At 38.7% G+C, this 18,727-nt stretch carries 25 protein-coding genes and 1 pseudogene; 4 read left to right on the forward strand and 22 right to left on the reverse strand.

The window, feature by feature from the left end:
• Positions 1–125: 125 nt before the first annotated feature.
• From RRU92_RS08245 to RRU92_RS08285, 9 genes are all read right to left on the reverse strand, one after another.
• Positions 126–521, reverse strand: a complete 396-nt coding sequence (locus RRU92_RS08245) for a YtxH domain-containing protein (RefSeq protein WP_301560024.1) — start codon at positions 519–521, stop codon at positions 126–128.
• A 15-nt stretch (positions 522–536) separates the two neighbouring features.
• Positions 537–920 (reverse strand): DUF948 domain-containing protein, encoded by a 384-nt coding sequence (locus tag RRU92_RS08250; RefSeq protein ID WP_410530676.1) that lies wholly within the window; start codon positions 918–920, stop codon positions 537–539.
• Position 921: 1 nt separating this feature from the next.
• Positions 922–1,710 carry a prolipoprotein diacylglyceryl transferase gene (lgt, locus tag RRU92_RS08255; protein WP_075231806.1) on the reverse strand — a complete coding sequence of 263 codons (789 nt, stop codon included), beginning with the start codon at positions 1,708–1,710 and terminating at the stop codon, positions 922–924.
• Positions 1,703–2,638 carry an HPr(Ser) kinase/phosphatase gene (gene hprK, locus RRU92_RS08260; RefSeq protein ID WP_194251822.1) on the reverse strand — a complete coding sequence of 312 codons (936 nt, stop codon included), beginning with the start codon at positions 2,636–2,638 and terminating at the stop codon, positions 1,703–1,705. The genes lgt and hprK overlap by 8 nt, the downstream gene beginning before the upstream one ends.
• 129 nt (positions 2,639–2,767) lie before the next feature.
• Complete coding sequence (gene rpsU, locus RRU92_RS08265) at positions 2,768–2,944, reverse strand: 30S ribosomal protein S21 (protein ID WP_000048054.1); 177 nt, start codon at positions 2,942–2,944, stop codon at positions 2,768–2,770.
• A 503-nt stretch (positions 2,945–3,447) separates the two neighbouring features.
• The gene (locus RRU92_RS08270; protein WP_049526994.1) at positions 3,448–4,155 is read right to left on the reverse strand and encodes a glucosamine-6-phosphate deaminase; all 708 of its coding nucleotides are present in this window, start codon (positions 4,153–4,155) and stop codon (positions 3,448–3,450) included.
• A gap of 523 nt (positions 4,156–4,678) precedes the next feature.
• Entirely contained in the window at positions 4,679–5,314 is a 636-nt protein-coding gene (locus tag RRU92_RS08275; protein ID WP_315639327.1) for an SGNH/GDSL hydrolase family protein, read from the reverse strand.
• A 1-nt stretch (position 5,315) separates the two neighbouring features.
• The gene (locus RRU92_RS08280; protein ID WP_315639328.1) at positions 5,316–6,143 is read right to left on the reverse strand and encodes an HAD family hydrolase; all 828 of its coding nucleotides are present in this window, start codon (positions 6,141–6,143) and stop codon (positions 5,316–5,318) included.
• Between the two features lie 21 nt (positions 6,144–6,164).
• Positions 6,165–7,484, reverse strand: a complete 1,320-nt coding sequence (locus RRU92_RS08285; protein WP_315639329.1) for a CapA family protein — start codon at positions 7,482–7,484, stop codon at positions 6,165–6,167.
• A gap of 160 nt (positions 7,485–7,644) precedes the next feature.
• Between RRU92_RS08285 and def the strand changes: the two genes are divergently transcribed.
• Positions 7,645–8,256 carry a peptide deformylase gene (gene def, locus RRU92_RS08290; RefSeq protein ID WP_075228015.1) on the forward strand — a complete coding sequence of 204 codons (612 nt, stop codon included), beginning with the start codon at positions 7,645–7,647 and terminating at the stop codon, positions 8,254–8,256.
• A 44-nt stretch (positions 8,257–8,300) separates the two neighbouring features.
• The gene (gene rlmB, locus RRU92_RS08295) at positions 8,301–9,029 is read left to right on the forward strand and encodes a 23S rRNA (guanosine(2251)-2'-O)-methyltransferase RlmB (RefSeq protein ID WP_315639331.1); all 729 of its coding nucleotides are present in this window, start codon (positions 8,301–8,303) and stop codon (positions 9,027–9,029) included.
• 181 nt (positions 9,030–9,210) lie between these two features.
• Here the strand turns inward: rlmB and trxB are convergent, their stop codons facing one another.
• The 7 genes and pseudogenes from trxB to RRU92_RS08330 form a co-directional block, all read right to left on the reverse strand.
• Positions 9,211–10,122 carry a thioredoxin-disulfide reductase gene (gene trxB / locus RRU92_RS08300; RefSeq protein WP_311522752.1) on the reverse strand — a complete coding sequence of 304 codons (912 nt, stop codon included), beginning with the start codon at positions 10,120–10,122 and terminating at the stop codon, positions 9,211–9,213.
• A 65-nt stretch (positions 10,123–10,187) separates the two neighbouring features.
• On the reverse strand, positions 10,188–10,412 hold the full coding sequence (locus RRU92_RS08305) for a DUF4059 family protein (protein WP_000960970.1): 225 nt from the start codon (positions 10,410–10,412) through the stop codon (positions 10,188–10,190).
• A 79-nt stretch (positions 10,413–10,491) separates the two neighbouring features.
• Positions 10,492–11,235: an amino acid ABC transporter ATP-binding protein gene (locus RRU92_RS08310; RefSeq protein WP_045762917.1), complete on the reverse strand. Its 744-nt coding sequence runs from the start codon at positions 11,233–11,235 to the stop codon at positions 10,492–10,494.
• A complete protein-coding gene (locus RRU92_RS08315) occupies positions 11,235–12,035 on the reverse strand; it encodes an amino acid ABC transporter permease (protein ID WP_315639333.1) in 801 nt (266 codons plus the stop codon). Before RRU92_RS08315 ends, RRU92_RS08310 begins: the two co-directional genes overlap by 1 nt.
• A 156-nt stretch (positions 12,036–12,191) precedes the next feature.
• The gene (locus RRU92_RS08320; protein ID WP_083303335.1) at positions 12,192–12,548 is read right to left on the reverse strand and encodes a Spx/MgsR family RNA polymerase-binding regulatory protein; all 357 of its coding nucleotides are present in this window, start codon (positions 12,546–12,548) and stop codon (positions 12,192–12,194) included.
• A 15-nt stretch (positions 12,549–12,563) separates the two neighbouring features.
• Positions 12,564–13,052 (reverse strand): annotated as a pseudogene (locus tag RRU92_RS08325) (methylated-DNA--[protein]-cysteine S-methyltransferase); the annotation flags it as partial.
• 13 nt (positions 13,053–13,065) lie between these two features.
• The gene (locus RRU92_RS08330) at positions 13,066–13,566 is read right to left on the reverse strand and encodes a GNAT family N-acetyltransferase (protein WP_315639334.1); all 501 of its coding nucleotides are present in this window, start codon (positions 13,564–13,566) and stop codon (positions 13,066–13,068) included.
• Between the two features lie 134 nt (positions 13,567–13,700).
• Here RRU92_RS08330 and RRU92_RS08335 point away from each other — a divergent pair, with 134 nt between their 5' ends.
• Positions 13,701–14,156, forward strand: coding sequence for a DUF1836 domain-containing protein (locus RRU92_RS08335; protein WP_315639335.1), 456 nt, complete (start codon positions 13,701–13,703; stop codon positions 14,154–14,156).
• On the forward strand, positions 14,146–14,793 hold the full coding sequence (gene trhA, locus RRU92_RS08340; protein ID WP_315639336.1) for a PAQR family membrane homeostasis protein TrhA: 648 nt from the start codon (positions 14,146–14,148) through the stop codon (positions 14,791–14,793). Before RRU92_RS08335 ends, trhA begins: the two co-directional genes overlap by 11 nt.
• Before the next feature lie 29 nt (positions 14,794–14,822).
• Here the strand turns inward: trhA and pdxT are convergent, their stop codons facing one another.
• The 6 genes from pdxT to RRU92_RS08370 form a co-directional block, all read right to left on the reverse strand.
• On the reverse strand, positions 14,823–15,395 hold the full coding sequence (pdxT, locus tag RRU92_RS08345) for a pyridoxal 5'-phosphate synthase glutaminase subunit PdxT (RefSeq protein WP_315639338.1): 573 nt from the start codon (positions 15,393–15,395) through the stop codon (positions 14,823–14,825).
• Entirely contained in the window at positions 15,396–16,271 is an 876-nt protein-coding gene (gene pdxS / locus RRU92_RS08350; protein WP_006153788.1) for a pyridoxal 5'-phosphate synthase lyase subunit PdxS, read from the reverse strand.
• A gap of 138 nt (positions 16,272–16,409) precedes the next feature.
• A complete protein-coding gene (locus tag RRU92_RS08355) occupies positions 16,410–17,042 on the reverse strand; it encodes a Pr6Pr family membrane protein (RefSeq protein WP_315639342.1) in 633 nt (210 codons plus the stop codon).
• Positions 17,043–17,044: 2 nt separating this feature from the next.
• Positions 17,045–17,383: a zinc ribbon domain-containing protein YjdM gene (locus RRU92_RS08360; protein WP_075230400.1), complete on the reverse strand. Its 339-nt coding sequence runs from the start codon at positions 17,381–17,383 to the stop codon at positions 17,045–17,047.
• A gap of 139 nt (positions 17,384–17,522) precedes the next feature.
• Positions 17,523–18,194 (reverse strand): (d)CMP kinase, encoded by a 672-nt coding sequence (gene cmk, locus RRU92_RS08365; protein WP_315639345.1) that lies wholly within the window; start codon positions 18,192–18,194, stop codon positions 17,523–17,525.
• 8 nt (positions 18,195–18,202) lie between these two features.
• Positions 18,203–18,691 carry an SAG1386/EF1546 family surface-associated protein gene (locus tag RRU92_RS08370; protein ID WP_075231789.1) on the reverse strand — a complete coding sequence of 163 codons (489 nt, stop codon included), beginning with the start codon at positions 18,689–18,691 and terminating at the stop codon, positions 18,203–18,205.
• Positions 18,692–18,727: the final 36 nt, after the last annotated feature.

The raw sequence follows: 18,727 nt of genomic DNA on the forward strand, positions 1-18,727 counted from the left end.
CACTAAATTAAGAAAGAAATCTAAATACTGAACTTTCTATACTGCCATTATATCACAAAGAATTCCTTAAAAGAAAAAAATCACCATTCTTGATTTTCTAGAAAACAAAGAATGGTGACTCTATGTTAATTTTCTTGAAGCTCAATGACAATTTCTTGACCATTTCCATTTTCTTCCACAACTACTTTTTCTTCTAGTTGTGATTTGAAATGATTCAAGGTTTCTTTTGAAGCTTCAGTCGCTTGTTGAGCATGGTATTTTGCTTTATCTAAGACAGTGTCAAGAGTAATTTCCCCAGATTCAATCTGCTCTTTTGTTTTAAGAACGAATTCTTTGGTTTGTTCTTTGACATCCGTTAATTTTTCACAAACCTGCTCTTTAGCATACTCAGGATCTTCTTTTAGATCTTCTAAAAATTCTTGTGCTTGGCTTCTAACTTGTTTACCTTTGTCACTAGTTAGAAACAAGGCAGCTGCAACACCTGAAACAGTTCCTAAAAGGATAGATGATAGTTTTCCCATTAGTCAACTCCTTTTTTATTTTTTAAAAAATTTACTTGCAACACGAATGGCAGATAAACTTGCACCAGTTTTTATAGTTTTTGATCCAGCAGATGATGCTTTTTTACTCAAAACACGTGCTTGCTCATTTAGGTCAGAAACAGAAACAGAAAGGTCTGCAACTGCTGTAAAGAGGGGATCAATTGTAGCAACTTTGACATTGATATCATCAACAAGAACGTTGACTTTTGTAAGCAATTCATTTGTTTGATGAAGAGTTACATCTACATCTGATGTTAAAGTTTTAACAGTCTTTTCAGTTTCATCGATTACACGACCAACTTTTTGAAGGGTAATAATCAGATAAACTAAAAATACAACCAAGGCAATTGCCACAAAAATATAAGCCACTTCTAACATTTTAATTCTCCTTTTTTACATTATAAAATGGTGCTTTTTTCCGATTTTGATAAAAGATGATATAAATACCAAGGCCAATCAATAGCGCGGACAACCACTGGGATACTCGGAGCCCAAAGAACATGAGACTATCCGTACGCATACCCTCGATAATCATACGTCCAAATCCGTACCAAATTAGATAAAAGGCAGTGATATGACCACGACGGATACTCTTTAATCGGCGTCTAAAAATGACAATCAAGGCAAAACCGATCAGATTCCAGATAGATTCGTATAAGAAGGTTGGTTGGCGGTATGAGCCATCAATATACATCTGATTCTTAATAAAACCAGGTAAATAGTCTAGATTGTCAACGACTGCTCCATAAGCTTCTTGGTTAAAAAAGTTTCCCCAACGCCCTAGACTCTGAGCAATCATGACGCTCGGAGCTGCAATATCTAAGAAATCCCAAGTATTGATTAATTTGCGATCAGCAAAGATATAGAGAACAATCGCTCCAGTAATTAAACCGCCATAAATCGCAAGACCACCATTCCAAATAGCAAAAATCTCTCCCAGATGTTGGCTATAGTAATCAAATCTAAAAATAACATAGTAGAGTCTAGCACCAATGATGGATAAAGGAAAGGCAATTAAGATAAAGTCCAAAATATCATCAGATAAAATCTTCTTTTTAGGCGCTTCTTTACTGGCAAGGTATACCGCTAAAACAAGACCTGAAACAATGCAGAGTGCATACCATCTAACAGCTAAAGGGCCAATTTGAAAAGCAATTGGATCAATCATCTTTCACCTCGTTCTTTGCAATCAGATTTGTCAATCTTTCTTCAAACAATCGAGTAGCATCAAAGCCCATTTCCTTAGCACGATAATTCATCGCTGCTGCTTCGATAACGACAGAAATATTACGTCCTGTTTTTACAGGAATGCGGATACGCGGAATGGCTACTCCAGAAATCTCCAATTCTTCAGCATTATTGCCTAGGCGATCAAAAGTCTTTTGTGTGTCATAATTTTCTAGATAGACAGCTAACTGAACTTGTGAAGAATCCTTAACTGCACTGGCACCATAAAGACTCATCACATCTATAATACCAACACCACGAATCTCAAGTAAATGCTTCAAGATTTCAGCTGGTTCACCCCAGAGAGTCATTTCATCCTTAGCAAAGATATCTACACGGTCATCCGCTACCAAACGGTGTCCTCGTTTCACGAGTTCTAAACCTGTCTCACTCTTACCAATACCACTGTCACCCTGAATGAGCACACCCATACCATAGATATCCATCAAGACACCATGTACACTTTCACGCTCAGCCAAACGAGAATCTAGGTAACTTGACAATTCCCCAGACAGACGACTTGTTGCTGTACGACTCGTTAAAATAGCGATTTTACATTCTCTAGCAGCCTTTAGCATTTCCTCTGGAACTACTAAACCACGCGCAACAATAACTGCAGGTGTTTCTGGTTGAAACATCTTTTTCAAAACCTGGTAGCGATTATGAGAAGACATACTAATCAGATAAGACCACTCTTTCATTCCCAAAAGTTGAATCCGCTCTGGAGTATAGTAGTCAAAATACCCCGTCATTTCAAGCCCTGGTCGCGTAATATCCGCAGTATTGATTTTCTTTTCAAGTAATTCAGTCTCACCATAGACAATGTCTAGTCTGAGCTTATCAATCACTTCTTTGACTAAAACCGACATAATTTTCTCCTTCAATCAAGTTCTTCCCTCTATTATATCAAATTGTAGGAGGAAGTTTCAGAATTTTGCAGGATTTATAGGATTTATTTAAAGCAAAAAAGACTAGATCACTCTAGCCTTTCTTATTAATTAGAATTTTTTACGTTTACGAGCTGCTTCTGACTTACGTTTACGTTTTACAGAAGGTTTTTCATAGAATTCACGTTTGCGTGTTTCTTGAAGAGTACCAGCTTTAGTAACTGCACGTTTGAAACGACGAAGAGCATCGTCAAGAGATTCATTCTTACGTACTACTGTTTTAGACATTTTTTTCACTCCCTTCAAGTTCAAGATCTATTCTATTTTACACGGAATAAAGAAAATTGTCAAGAAAAAAATGAAATTCTCCCAAATCATTCCATTTAAAATTTACAAGATTTTACCATTATGTCTAGCCTAGTTCTCCACTTCTAAAGTTTGTTCTAAACGAACACTTAATTTTTTAATTTCTAACCCCATGTGGTCTAGGTACTCCCAATAATCTGACGGTAGATCAAAAATGGTATATAAGTCCTTGCTGCCAACGTGATCAACAAGATGTTTCAGTATTTGCTCTCGAATAAAATATAAATCCTTTACTTGACCTAAACTAATAGTTTCTAACTTTGCTAAATACTGACATAAAGCAGAAAGTGAAGAACAGTCAAATTTGTCTTCTTCATGTAAAAAATATAAAAATTTTGATTTTCAACCCTTATCATATTTGAAATATACCCAAACCAAAAAACCACCCAATCCATAGGATCGAATGGTCTTTAATGATTAAAATCTTATTTTTTTAACAAGCTGAGTGCTGCTGCATCTGCGATAATGGTCACATCTGGATGGTTTTGCAGGCTACTTGCAGGTAGACTTTCTGTCACAGGGCCTTCAACAGTTCCAGCGATAGCTTCTGCTTTTGATTCACCATAAGCAAATAGAAGGATAGACTTAGCATCCAAAATGTTCTTAATCCCCATTGAAATAGCTTGGGTTGGAACATCTTCAATCTTCTCAAAGAAGCGCGCGTTAGCTTCGATAGTAGACTGGTCAAGCTCTACAAGGTGAGTTTGACTATCAAATGGTGTGCCTGGTTCATTAAAGCCTATATGACCATTGCGACCAATTCCTAAGATTTGTAGGTCAACTGGATGGTCAGCAAGAATTTGGTTGTAGCGTTCTACTTCTGCTTCTGCATTATCCTTGACACCACGTGGCAAGAAGCTTTCTTTAAATGGTTTCTTATTGAAAAGATTTTCTTGCATGAAGTAACGATATGATTGAGGATTGTCCCCATCAAGACCTACGTACTCATCCAAGTTCACACTTGTAAGATTTGAAAAATCAAGATCGCTCTCAACGATTTGTTGGTAAAACTCCAGAGGGCTACTTCCTGTTGCAAGTCCCAATGTTTGTGCACCGTTTTCCAATTTTTCTTTTAAGATATCAAAAGCAACTTTTCCACCTTCAATTGGATTTTCCACTTGAATAACTTTCATAATTTTGTCCTCCATATTCTTTATTTTATTATATGGTATAGACCAATTTTTGTCAAGTGAAAACGATTTATTTTTGTTGAAAATATGACAGTAGCCTCAAAATAGCTACTGTCTTGTCTCATTTGATTCTTAAAACCTTGATAGACTTGACAAATAGTAGGAAAGAGCCAAAAAAAGCTCGATAATATTTGTAATAGGCAAATTCCTATAGATATTATGGAGCTTTTTATTGTATCGAATTGTCAAATGAAGAGCAGATAGTAGATTGCATACAGAATAGTGCACTGTGACTTCTAAAACATTGCGAGAAATTGATTTGACTTCCTTAATCAATTTATCCAGATTTTATTTCACTTCACTATACTTTCAAGGTCTATTATTTAGTATATCCTCCGACAAGTGAATAGTATCATCAACTAACATGAGATTGCTAGCATTGAAAGAATTTTTTTAATAATATTAGCAACATATTTATTTTACAAAAAATATTAATCATAAAAAATCTTGTTCATCTATAATGAACCTAGAAAATATATTTCTTTAAAGTATTTGATAAAGCTTGATAACCAGAAACGCTGAGGTGAAGCCCATCCGTTGTGTAGTCTTCCTTGAGTTGTCCTTCCTGATCGAGTAGGTTCTCGAAAACAGAAACGTATTCTACCTGCATGTAGCTGGAAGCTAAGTCTTGATAAGCTTGATTCCAGGCCTTGATTTTCTCATTGGTACGAATATAAACTGTCTGCTTGAAGTCCGTACTCTCATTGACCGGCAAAATGGAAACTAGCTTTATCTGTGACAGTGGATAGTCGCGAGAAATGGTTTGAATCACGCTCTCAAGATTGTTTAGCGCTTCATTCATTGGAACATCTTTTCCAATGTCATTTGTCCCAATCAATAGTACAATTTGGTCCACTGCATCGCCATAGAGGTGGGCATCAAGATTTTCTCGTAAAAGTCCCGTCTGATAGCCTCGAACCCCTCGGTTCACAATGGTTTTTGACGTTCCCAATAATTCTTGCAAGGGATAATACTCAATAATAGAATCCCCGATAAAAATGATATCTGGTTCAATTACCGAGATTTGATTAAGTTCACGATACTTGGTTTGAATTTTCTCTTGCTCTTTTAAGAGCCAGTTTTCTAAAAGCTGTACTGCCAAGTTATTCTCCTCTTTCTAGCCAATTTTCTAAAACTTGGTAAACACCTGCCTGACTGTTGGCTGGCGCCACTTTTGTCGCAACTTCCTTAACAGACTCCTCAGCATTTTCCATGGCGTAAGAAATTCCTGCTAGTTCCAACATTTCAATGTCATTTTCACTGTCTCCAAAAGCCATGATCTGTTCAGTTTCTAAGTTCCAACGTTTGAGTAATTCTTTTAAGCCCCAAGCCTTATGAATCCCATCTTGTAAGATATCAATACAGCCATACCCACTAGAAACAGCTCGCACATGACCGTCAAACAAGTCATTGATTTCTTGTAAAACAGAATTTAATCGTTCTTCTCCAACAACCATACTCATCTTGAGGACACCTCCAAAGAGACTGGAATCAAATTCATCAACAAAGTGCATCCGTTGATAGAATTTCTCTATCATCTCCGGAGTCATAAAATTTTCAAGTTGAGTAAAAACGGTGCCTTCTTTCACAAAACCGCCATTCATAGCAGTTACGACAAACTGATCCTGACACTCTCTGCCTTTAAAATGGCCCAAAGCCCTATCAACCATAGCATCGTTCCAAGTCTGAGCTTGAATCAATTGATCATTTTCTAATATACGAGCACCATTAGCAACCACAAGAACTACTCTTTCTGCTAGATGTCCCAGTAATTGTCGCATTCGATGAACTTCATTTCCCGTTGCAATGACAAAACGAACGCCACGTTGATCTAGCTGATCTAAAATTTTCTCTAGTCGAGGTAGGTCCAGTTGTCCTTGAGGATCCAACAAAGTACCGTCCATATCCGTCGCTATTATCTTAATATCCATCTTGCTCCTCTTTTAATGTCACTACCACTTCAAACCTACATGCTCGTTCATTTCTTTATAGGCTGTATCAATCCGTTCCTTGGTATCTTCATCTAACTGACTACGATATTTACCGCCCTCTATAAAATCTTCTAAAATGTAGGTCTGGTACAAATAGAGCGGATAGCCTTCAGGAGAATAAGTTCCTTTTGGTGTCCTATTAACCCAGCTGGGATGTGCTTTAGCTGTCTCAATTATAGTCTTACCTGCTTTTTTCTTAATGGTCACGTCCATGAGAACACCACGTTCTGTCCATTTTGCATTTTCCTCATCTTGCATAGTCTCAATTCGCTGATTTGAGATAAAATTCCCCATAGAATAGATAATGAGTTTCTTGTCCCCATCTTTCTCAACCGTTTCAGCAGGCTCAACTACGTGAGGATGGCCACCAAAGATAATATCAGCTCCCCAATCAATCATCTTGTGATAGAGTTGCTTTTGCTCTTCAGTTGGTTCCAATTGGTACTCAATTCCCATCTGAGGCATGATAATTGTAATATCCGCTTCCTTCTCTGCTCGTTCAATTTCAGCCTTCATCTTGTCCTCATTTAGGTCAGAAAGATGATTATCATAGTCTTCTTTAGAAATGTATTCTTCAATGCCGTTAAATCCATAAGAATAGGCTAAAAGGGCAACTTTAATTCCATTGACTTCCTTGATAACTATCGGTGCTTTCTCTCGTGGTTCATGGGTATAAACACCAATTGGTGTCATTCCAGCTTTTTCGATAGCATCTGCAGTTGAAAAAACTCCCTCAATCTGAGAATCCAAGATATGATTGTGAGCCAAGTCTAAGACCTGATAACCAGCATCCTTTATAGCATCCATGACTTCACCAGGTGCATTAAACAAGGGGTAACCTGCGAGATAATGGTCTTTATTTACAGTTCCTTCAAAATCACCGATGACTAAGTCTGCTTGCTTGAGCCATGGTTTTACATAGTCAAAATTTTCATGGAAATCATAAGTCCCATCTTCTTTTAGAGCGGTTCTATAAATCGGAATATGATAGAGCAAATCCCCATTTGCCATAATACGCGCACTTGTTTCTTGCTCCGTATCTGCATTCTTTTCCTGAGAATTTAACTTTTTCTGCACAGCACTTGGATCACTACTGCTTAAAGAAATTCCTCGAGTTCCTTCCACTAGTAAAGTAAGCATCATCGAGACAGCTACCGAAGCTAACAAGACCACAATAAAAGTGCGATTGTTCCACTGCTTATAGTTCCTGAAAAATCGAACAGAATGTCTAATAGCATGTAGAACAGGACCTTTTTTTCTTTTTCTACTACGTTGTTCCAAATTTTTTCTCCCTACTTTTTGATGCAAGTCACCTTACCTTATTATACCACAGACAAATTGGTATTTCCTTTTATTATATTATTTTTTAGCAACTTCTGTGACTTTCTTTCTCATCTGTTTTGTGTTATCATGTAATTGTAATAGAAGGAAAGGAAAGAATATGTCTGCTATAGAACGAATTACCAAAGCTGCTCATTTAATCGATATGAAAGATATTATCCGCGAAGGGAACCCTACTCTTCGTGCCGTTGCCGAGGAGGTCTCTTTCCCCTTGAGCGATCAAGATATCATTCTCGGAGAAAAAATGATGCAATTTTTAAAACACTCGCAAGATCCTGTTATGGCTGAAAAATTAGGTCTACGTGGAGGTGTTGGGCTTGCTGCACCACAGCTGGATATCTCAAAACGCATCATCGCCGTACTGGTACCAAATATCACTGAGGATGGCGAAACACCTCAGGAAGCCTATGACTTACAAGCTGTAATGTACAATCCTAAAATCGTCTCACATTCAGTCCAAGATGCTGCTTTAGGTGAGGGAGAGGGTTGCTTGTCTGTTGACCGTGCTGTTCCAGGTTATGTTATCCGCCATGCCAGAGTAACTGTAGACTACTTTGATAAGGATGGAGAAAAACATCGTATCAAACTAAAAGGCTACAACTCAATCGTTGTTCAACATGAAATTGACCACTTAAATGGCATTATGTTCTACGATCGTATCAATGAAAAAGATCCATTTGAAGTTAAAGATGGATTGCTCATTCTTGAATAAAGAAAATCCCGTTGCAAGACGGGATTTTGTGTTATAATGAAGATATGAAAACAAACGATATTGTCTATGGCGTTCATGCCGTCACAGAAGCTCTTTTAGCAAATACTGGAAACAAACTCTACCTTCAGGAAGATTTACGAGGAAAGAATGTGGAAAAAGTTAAGGAATTAGCTACTGAAAAGAAAGTAGCCATTTCTTGGACTTCCAAAAAATCACTTTCTGAGATGACTGAAGGAGCTGTTCACCAAGGTTTTGTCTTACGCGTTTCTGAATTTGCCTACACTGAACTTGAGCAAATTCTTGCTAAGACACGCCAGGAAGAAAACCCACTACTACTAATCCTTGATGGTTTAACGGACCCACATAATCTCGGTTCTATCTTGAGAACAGCGGATGCAACCAATGTTTCAGGTGTCATCATTCCCAAACACCGAGCTGTCGGCGTCACTCCTGTCGTAGCAAAAACAGCAACAGGTGCGATTGAACACGTTCCTATCGCTCGCGTGACCAATCTCAGCCAAACCTTGGACAAACTCAAGGATGAAGGCTTCTGGACATTCGGTACTGATATGAACGGAACTCCTTGCCATAAATGGAATACCAAAGGAAAGATTGCTCTCATTATCGGAAATGAAGGCAAAGGTATCTCTAGCAACATCAAAAAACAAGTGGACGAGATGATCACCATTCCTATGAATGGTCACGTACAGAGCCTCAATGCCAGCGTTGCTGCTGCCATTCTCATGTACGAAGTCTTTAGAAATCGACTCTAATAAAAAGTGAGGTTGGGACAAAAGATCCCGACCTCACTTTTTATTAGCAATCAAACTTTGACGCGGTAGCTGATTGAACTTTTTGTTCGTCTTTTGGACTCCAAAAAGCTCCTAATCATCCTCGAGGGGCTGGGACTACGAAATCGAGACTTTGTCTATCGATTTCTATCCCACCGCCTTTTTAACTATGTTCAGTAATATATTTATAGGCCTCTTGACCTGCAATAGCACCATCTCCAACAGCTGTTGTAACTTGTCGAAGGTCTTTCTGGCGAACATCCCCAACTGCGAAGACCCCTGCAACGCTTGTTTTCATGTGGTCATCTGTCACAATCCAACCTGCCTGGTCTCGAATCTGCAACTCTTGGACGAAATCACTAACAGGGTCCAATCCAACATAGATGAAGACACCACCAAAGTCTTGTTCTGTCACTTGTCCTGTTTTAACATTTTCAATGACAACTGACTCTACACGGTTCTCACCCTTGATTTCTTTGACAACAGAATCCCAAATGAAATTGATTTTTTCATTGGCAAAAGCTCTATCTTGCAAGACTTTTTGAGCACGAAGTTCATCACGACGGTGAATGATGGTTACAGACTTAGCAAATCGTGTTAAGAAGATAGCCTCTTCAACTGCGGAGTCACCTCCACCTACGACCAACAAATCTTGGTCGCGGAAAAAGGCTCCATCACAAACCGCACAGTAAGAAACACCACGGCTATTGAGTTCTTCTTCACCTGGAACTCCCAAGAGACGATGTTTAGAACCAGTCGCCACGATAACTGTGCGAGTTTCATAAACTTGGTCGTCTGTTACGACTTTTTTAAATTCCCCATGATCCTCAACATTTTCAACGAAGCCATAGAGATGCTCAACACCCAGATTTTCAAGAGGTTCAAACATTTTTTCAGCTAATTCAGGACCACTGATATTAGCATAACCTGGATAGTTTTCAATGTCAGAAGTATTATTCATCTGACCTCCTGGAAGGCCCCCTTCAATCAAAGCCACTTTCAGATTACTGCGTGCTGCATACAAGGCTGCAGTCATCCCAGCAGGACCTGCACCGATAATAATCGTATCGTACATTCTCTTTCCTTCTTTCTTGTTGTAACTATTTTTATTCTAACGAATTAAATCCCATTTTACAACTATTAAGCCTTGAGAACCAACAAGATGCTCATGGTTGCAAATGACAATACTGGAATGGTCAAAACTCCAATCATAATCATATCGTAGAGATGGGCTTGACGTGCTTTAGCAGTTTTGTCAACCCCCGACAGAGCTCTAAGTCCAATCCAGAGTCCCAAAATAATCAAGACCAGTAGAATTGTCAACACTAAACTCTCTAAATACAAAGCAAATAGCTGAACTAGCATGCTCTCTCTCATTTCTATTAATTTTAAAGAGCAAACCCAGTTAGCCTAGCTAACTGAGTCTTTCTTATCTTCTATTATATCAAATATAGGTCCGTTTGTAACTAGCAAAGAATTCTTTTGTTCGTTCTTCTTTAGGATGATTGATAATCTCATCTGGTGTTCCAGACTCAATAATCTTTCCTTTATCCAAGAATAAAACCTTATCGGCTACCTGAGAAACAAAGGACATATCGTGACTGACTAAAATCATGGTTTGACCTGATTTGGCAGCATTAGCGATAGATCGTTCTACCTCACCAACCAATTCTGGGTCAAGGGCTGAAGTAGGTTCATCCAAGAGCAAGATTGCTGGCTTCATGGCCAAAGCACGCGCCAAGGCTACCCGTTGTTTTTGTCCACCTGATAAGTGGCGAGGATAGTGCTGTTGACGATCAGAAAGACCAACCTTAGCCAACTCTTCTTTGGCAATCTTAGTTGCTTCTTCATCGGATAATTTCTTGACAACAACCAAGCCTTCCTTGACATTGTCTAAGGCTGTTCTACGTTCAAATAAATTAAATTGTTGAAATACCATGGACAACTTACGACGAAGAGTCAAGATTTCATCTTGAGTAATTTGAGAAAAGTCAACTTTGAAATCATCAATCTGAATACTTCCGCTATCAGGTGTTTCCAGATAATTTAGGCTACGAAGAAAGGTTGATTTACCGGCTCCTGATGAACCAATCAAAGCCACTACTTCCCCTTTTTGAATATCTAAATTCAGATGATCCAAGACGGTTTGACCTGAAAAGGATTTACTTAAATTTGAAATCTTAATCATTAGCGAAGTTCTCCTTTCACATCTGTTTTCACATTATCTGGTGCTTCGATGGCCATTTTTCTCTCAATAAAGCGACCAAGATTTTCAATAGCGATATTTACCACCCAGTATACAAGAGCAACTGAGATGAAACGTTCGAAGTAACGGTAGTCTGCACCACCCAAAATCTGAGCTTGGGCAAAGACTTCTACAACACCAGCACTAAAGGCTAGGGAAGTACCCTTAGTCAAACCGATTAGGGAGTTAATCAAGGTTGGAGTCGCTACTACCGCTGCATTTGGAATAATCACACGACGATAGACTTGAGCACGTGTCATCCCAAGACTACGAGCGGCTTCAATCTCTCCAGGATTGACAGAAAGAATAGCAGCACGGATAGTTTCACTAGCGTAAGCTGCTTCGTTAAAAGCAAAAGCTACAATGGCAAAAGCTGCAGCCGGAATCGCATTGATATTAAAAGCAGTTCCCCATTGTTGATTCAACGCTTTTAATGCTAGAGGAATTCCATAGTAAGTCAACATCAGCTGCACTAGGATTGGTGTCCCTTTTAAGAAACTAACAAAAAATGCTTGTAATGGATAAAGAATTCTAACGCGATTAATTTTTACAATAGCAAAAACCAAGGCCAAGATGATGCCAAAAAAAGCACCAAATACTGTCAACATCAATGTTGTTGGCAATTGTTGTACAATTCTTGGAATCCCATCAAAGACAGAACGAAAACTAAACAGTTTACCGTCTGGAATATACTGCATCAAGTTTTGGTACCAATCTGATGCTAAAAGTGTTGTAACATTCATAGAAACATCCTCTCCTGATAATGAATCATTCTATCATACTTCTGCCTAGATTTAAAATATTTGCTACGTGCAGAAGAGACTTTGTCTACCTACTAGTTTATCATACTTTAAAAGTGTAAGGTTATATATTTTACCTATCAAGGAGATAGAAAAAAACTATTTCAAATCCAAGTTGTCGTAGGTTTTACGATAGCCAATTTGTTTAACAACACCATTCTCCACTAATATTGGACGTTTTAATAACATACCATCACTGGCCAAGAGTTTGGCTGCTTCTTTATTGGATAAAGTCCCAACCTTATCTTTTAAGCCCAGTTCACGGTATTTAATTCCACTGGTATTGAAAAATTGCTTCAACTCAAATCCTGAAGTTTCAAGCCAGTTTAAAATAACCTTTTCACTCGGAGTCTCTTCTACGATATGAACATCCTTATATTCTAGTCCGAGTTGATCTAACTCCTTTTTTGCTTTCTTACAAGTTGTACATTTTGGGTATTCGATAAATTCTAACATTTTCTTTTCTTTCTGTTCTTTATTCTCTTGAAATGCTGCACCTTCATGCTTTAAGAGCCAGGCCTTCTTGGCAATTCCTGAAGCATAGCCTGTTAGACGATTACCAGCACCTAGTACGCGGTGACAAGGTACTAGGATTGACCAAGGATTACGTCCTACTGCTCCTCCGATTGCCTGAGCCGAAGCTATCTGCAAATCCTTAGCTATCTGTCCATAAGTAACTGTCTGACCAAAAGGAATTCCCCGCAAGTAGTTCCAGACTCTTTTTTCGAAGTCACTACCGACAGGAGCTAAAGGCATCTTAGATAAGTCTTGATCTTGCCCCTTAAAATAAGTCTCTAAATAGGAAGTAATTTGATTTAAAATGGGATGACTTTCAACAAGAGTTACATCATTTTCAGATAATCCCTTCTCAAAATCACTCTCTTCTTCAATCCATATCCCAAACAGATAGTGGTCATCTGCAACCAGAGATAAAATCCCAACCGGAGACTTGTACAGCATTTTTGCATACTTCTTAGGCATTTGATTTTATTTTTTGATAGGCCAAGCGTTCCCCGTCTACTGGAACTTTACCGACCTGTTTAAAGCCAAGTTTTTCAAAAATATGCTGCATGGCTTTGTTTTTAGCGTGCGTATCTGAACGAAAATCTAGGTAATCAAAGCCTTCAATCAAGCCTTCCAAAAAGGTCTGAGCAACACCTTGACCTTGCACATCACTGGCAACTGCGATACGATGAAATACTAAGTATTCTGTTTCTCTTCCTTCCCAGCTTCCATCATAAATGGCTTCATAGGCTTTTTCTGGACTCTTGGTTACTGCTGCATAAGCTAAGAGCTCTCCTTCTTCCAGGGCTACATAAGCCTGACCTGAGATAATATCTTCGATAATCGTATCAGTATTTGGGTAACCATTTTGCCATTGGGTGCTACCAGCTTCCGCCAAGCTTTTTTTAGCTTCCTCAATCACTTGCATAATTGCATCTACTTCGTTTGGAAAGGCTAAACGAATTTCCATCTTATCTCCTCTTTTCTGACTAGTTTCTCTCATCATAGCATAATTTAAGGCTTTCTACAAGCAGTTAAAACTTGACTTTTTATTTCTATTATTTTATAATCTGGTTATCAAAACTAGATAAACAGGAGTTGGAAATGAAATCTACTTTTTCCTACCCAGAATGGGACGAAATTCCAAACATTGATCTCTATTTGGATCAGGTCCTACTTTATGTAAGTAAAGTTTGTTCCCCTATTTCTCTTGCTAAAGAGAAAGGTTTAACTGCATCAATGGTGAACAACTATGTCAAACACGGCTATATCAGCAAACCTGAAAAGAAAAAATACCAACGCAAACAAATCGCCCGATTAATTGCTATCACAACGCTCAAGTCTGTTTTTTCAATCCAGGAAATTGCTCAAACCCTTAATACCCTACACACAGAGACTAACTCAGAAGAGCTTTACAACGCTTTTGTGTACTACATGAACGAAGACATTGACCCAGCCAATCCTATTATCCAAGCAAGTTGCCAAACGGTTAAACTCTATCATCAGACACTTGCTCTTGTCTATAAAGAAACCGAAGAGGAGGAAACAAATGAATACTAGTTTTAAACTTAGCAAGCGCCTTAGTTTTGGAGAAGAGATAGCAAACAGTGTCACCCATGCTGTAGGGGCACTTATCATGCTGATTTTGCTCCCCATCTCATCGACTTATAGTTATGAAGCTCATGGATTTTTATCATCGATTGGGGTGTCGATTTTCGTTATTAGCCTCTTTCTCATGTTCCTTTCATCAACCATCTATCATTCTATGGCTTATGGTTCCACTCATAAGTATGTCTTGCGCATTATCGACCATTCCATGATTTATGTTGCGATTGCTGGCTCTTATACTCCTGTCGTTTTGACTTTGATGAATAACTGGTTTGGTTATCTCATTATTGCTATCCAATGGGGAACAACTATTTTTGGTATTCTTTATAAAATTTTTGCCAAAAAAGTCAATGAAAAATTTAGTCTAATGCTCTACCTCATTATGGGTTGGTTAGTTGTGGCTATCCTACCAGCAATCATCAGTCAAACAAATCCAATCTTTTGGACTCTTATGGTATCAGGCGGGCTTTGCTATACAGTTGGTGCTGGATTTTATGCTAAGAAGAAACCTTACTTCCACATGATCTGGCATCTCTTCATTCTAGCAGCATCCGCTCTCCAATACATTGCCATTGTTTATTACATGTAAAAATAGGCCGGGAAAATCCCGACCTATTTTTATTTGCACATATTGATAAAGTATTGATGCAAGCGAAGATCATTTGTCAATTCCGGATGAAAGGAGGTCACTAGCATATTCTTTTCTTGAGCAGCAACGATTTGATTGTTCACTACTGCAAGAACATCAACACCCTTACCAACTTCACTAATAATAGGTCCACGGATAAAGGTCATGGGAATTTTGCCAACACCCTTGCACTCTGCTTCGGTATAAAAACTTCCTAGCTGACGCCCATAGGCATTGCGCTCAACTACTATATCCATAGTCGCCAGATGACTTTCCTCTTGAGAAGTGATTTGTCTCGCAAGCAGAATCAAACCAGCACAAGTCCCAAAGACTGGTAAGCCATTGAGAATAGCTTCTCTTAGAGGGAGTAGCATATTCTGGTCACGTAGGAGTTTTCCCATAGCTGTCGACTCACCGCCAGGTAAAATCAAACCTGACAAGTCACTCTGATGGTGTTGAAAGTCTTCAAGATTTCGCAATTCAATACTTTCAACTCCTAGTTCAGTAAGGACTTTTTCATGTTCCACAAAAGCACCTTGCAAGGCCGATATTCCAATTTTCATCTATTTTCCTCGCTCCGCCATGAGAATTTGGATTTCATTCTCATTGATACCAACCATAGCTTCTCCCAAGTCTTCAGAGATTTGAGCTAAAATTTGAGGATTCTGATAATTGGTAACAGCCTTGACAATTGCTGCCGCACGTTTAACAGGATCACCTGACTTGAAAATTCCTGAGCCAACAAAGACACCTTCTGCACCTAGCTGCATCATAAGAGCAGCATCTGCAGGTGTTGCAACCCCTCCAGCCGCAAAGTTAACAACTGGTAGTTTTCCATGTTCGTGAACGTATTGAACTAATTCTACAGGTACTTGGAGTTCTTTTGCAGCAACATATAACTCGTCCTCACGGAGGTTTTGAATGCGGCGGATTTCTTGATTCATCATACGCATATGACGAACTGCCTGAACGATGTCTCCTGTTCCAGGTTCCCCTTTTGTACGAATCATAGAAGCTCCTTCAGCGATACGACGTAAGGCTTCACCTAAGTCTTTAGCACCACAGACAAAAGGAACTTGAAATTCTTTCTTGTCCACATGGAAACGATCGTCAGCTGGAGATAGAACTTCGCTCTCATCGATATAGTCAATCTCGATGGCTTCCAAAATCTGTGCTTCGACAAAATGCCCAATTCGAACCTTGGCCATAACTGGAATGCTGACTGCTTCTTGGATTTCCTTAATCATCTTTGGATCGCTCATACGAGAGACACCACCAGCTGCACGAATATCCGCTGGGATTCGCTCCAAGGCCATAACTGCTGCCGCACCTGCAGCCTCAGCAATTCTTGCTTGTTCAGGGTTTTGGACATCCATGATGACACCACCTTTAAGCATCTGTGCTAAATTCTTATTTAATTCATAACGATTTTCAGTCATTTTTTTCATCCTCAATAGTTGTATTGGTAGCTACAGTTTTATTGTAAGGTATAAAAGACTGCATAACAAGATAAAATAAATCGATTTGTCCGGGTACAATTATCTCTATCACAAAAAAAGCACCCACATTGGGTACTTTTATTTCTTAGATTTTTTAATACTTTTCACAAGATAAAAGAGATATCCTGAAACCATGTAGGCAACAAAGATAGTTGCCGCCCATTTAAAGACAAAGCCCCAACCATGTTTGGTAGCATTCAAAAAGAAATAAGGGAAGGGACTATCCTTAGCATTAGGGACATCCATCTTTAGAACAAAACCGTTTAAGAGGGCAAATCCCATATAGAGCAGTGGTAAAACTGTCCATACAATAGGATCAAACCACTTATATTGACGACTCTTATCAAAAATAATTGTATCTGCTAAAAACCAGAGAGGGACAATATAATGGCAAAGGAAATTTTCCAAACGGTAAAAATCTGTCGTCAAAGGAGCTAGCATGAAATGATAGATGACACAAGTAATCATAATACTCATAGTGACACCACCTTTGAGACGTAGAATCCCAGCACTCTGCCAACTATCACCGCCACTACGCATCTTTAACAAAAGATAAGCTGTAAAGATGACAACCAAAAGATTGGAAAGGACTGTATAGTAAAGCAACATCCCTAAACCACCACGTTTGGTAATTTCCAGATAAACCCCTGTAAATGCTGCGAAAAACAAGAAAGTCCGACTGAAAAAAATAAATTTATTCCAAGTAGTCATGATTAAATCTTTTTAACAAATTCTGATTTTAGTTTCATAGCACCAAAGCCATCAATCTTACAGTCGATGTTGTGGTCACCCTCGACGATACGGATATTTTTAACACGTGTTCCTTGCTTAAGATCTTTCGGCGCACCTTTCACTTTCAAATCTTTGATCAAGGTTACTGTGTCTCCATCAGCCAATTTATTTCCATTAGCATCAATAGCAACAACACCATCTTCAGCTTCTGTTTGTTCTGCTGGATTCCATTCATAGGCACACTCTGGACAGACTAGCAATGCTCCGTCTTCATAGACGTATTCTGAATTACATTTTGGGCAATTTGGTAGATTGTTCATTTTATCTCCTTATAGTTGCATGATTGTTTGATTGTCAAATTTTCGTTAACAATGACTATTATACCTTAAAATTAATAATTTGACAAATTGCTAAAAAACCGACTCACCACTATCATGGTCAATCGGTTAAAATTTCAAATTAAAAATGTTTGACTGCTTCTGATTTAATTTTTTCGACAACTTCTAAAATACTTAGTCCTGTCGTGTCCAGATAGATTGCATCATCTGCCTGCTTAAGAGGAGAAGTTTCACGATGACTATCTTTATAATCACGCGCAGCAATCTCTTCTTTCAAAGTTTCCAAATCTGTTTCGATCCCCTTTGAAAGATTTTCCTTATAACGTCTTTCCGCACGTTCATCCACTGAAGCAACAAGAAAAATCTTCAATTCAGCTTGAGGTAATACAACTGTACCAATATCTCGACCATCCATGACGATTCCGCCTTGTTGGGCAATTTCTTGTTGAAGGGCTACCAATTTTTCACGAATAGCTGGAATGGCTGCAAAAGCAGATACAGCATTGGTTACTTCATTTTCACGAATTGGATTGGTAACATCAACGTCTCCAACAAAAACAAGCTGTTCCCCTGTTTCAGAACGACCAAAGCTAATCGGATATTGTTCCAATAATTCAAGAAGTCGAGAAGACTCTTCTGGACTTACTTGGTTGTTCAAAGCGATGTAAGTCGCAGCACGATACATGGCACCTGTATCCAAGTAGGTATATCCAAAGTCCTTAGCGATAATCTTAGCTACTGTACTCTTACCACTGGATGCTGGTCCATCAATAGCAATCTGAATTGTTTTCATCGTCACTCCTATCTTGTCTTAAGGACATCACCAGGATTTGCAAACCAAGTTCCTGAAGACATATGACCAGGGTTCAAGGCTTCAAGCTGAGCAATAGAAATGCCTGCTCTAGCTGCAATAGCTGCCTCACCTTCACCTGCAAGGACAGTAATGGTTCCCTCAGCATTTGTATGTTCCTCTGAACTACTTGAAGAAGTTGATCCTGCTTCAGAACTTGATGCTTCAACTGAACTACTTGATGACGTTGAAGAAACTTCCTCTACCTTAGGCGCAGAAGAATCATGAAAATCTTTCAAGGCTGCTGTACGATCACTTCCACCAGATGACAGGTAGATTAAAACAGCAATCATACCGACAACGATAACAAAGAAAATACAAGCCAAAATGGTTAGAATACGGTTGGCTACCACTCCTGTTCCCTTATTTCCTCTACTTCTTCGTTCCGAACGACTTTCCTCGATGTCGTAAATATCTTCTTGCCATGGTTCCTTTTCCATACCTTACTCCTTGTTTTTTTTCTAATTTCTTATTAC

The sequence above is a fragment of the Streptococcus sp. DTU_2020_1001019_1_SI_AUS_MUR_006 genome, assembly GCF_032340315.1.
Lineage (GTDB): Bacteria > Bacillota > Bacilli > Lactobacillales > Streptococcaceae > Streptococcus.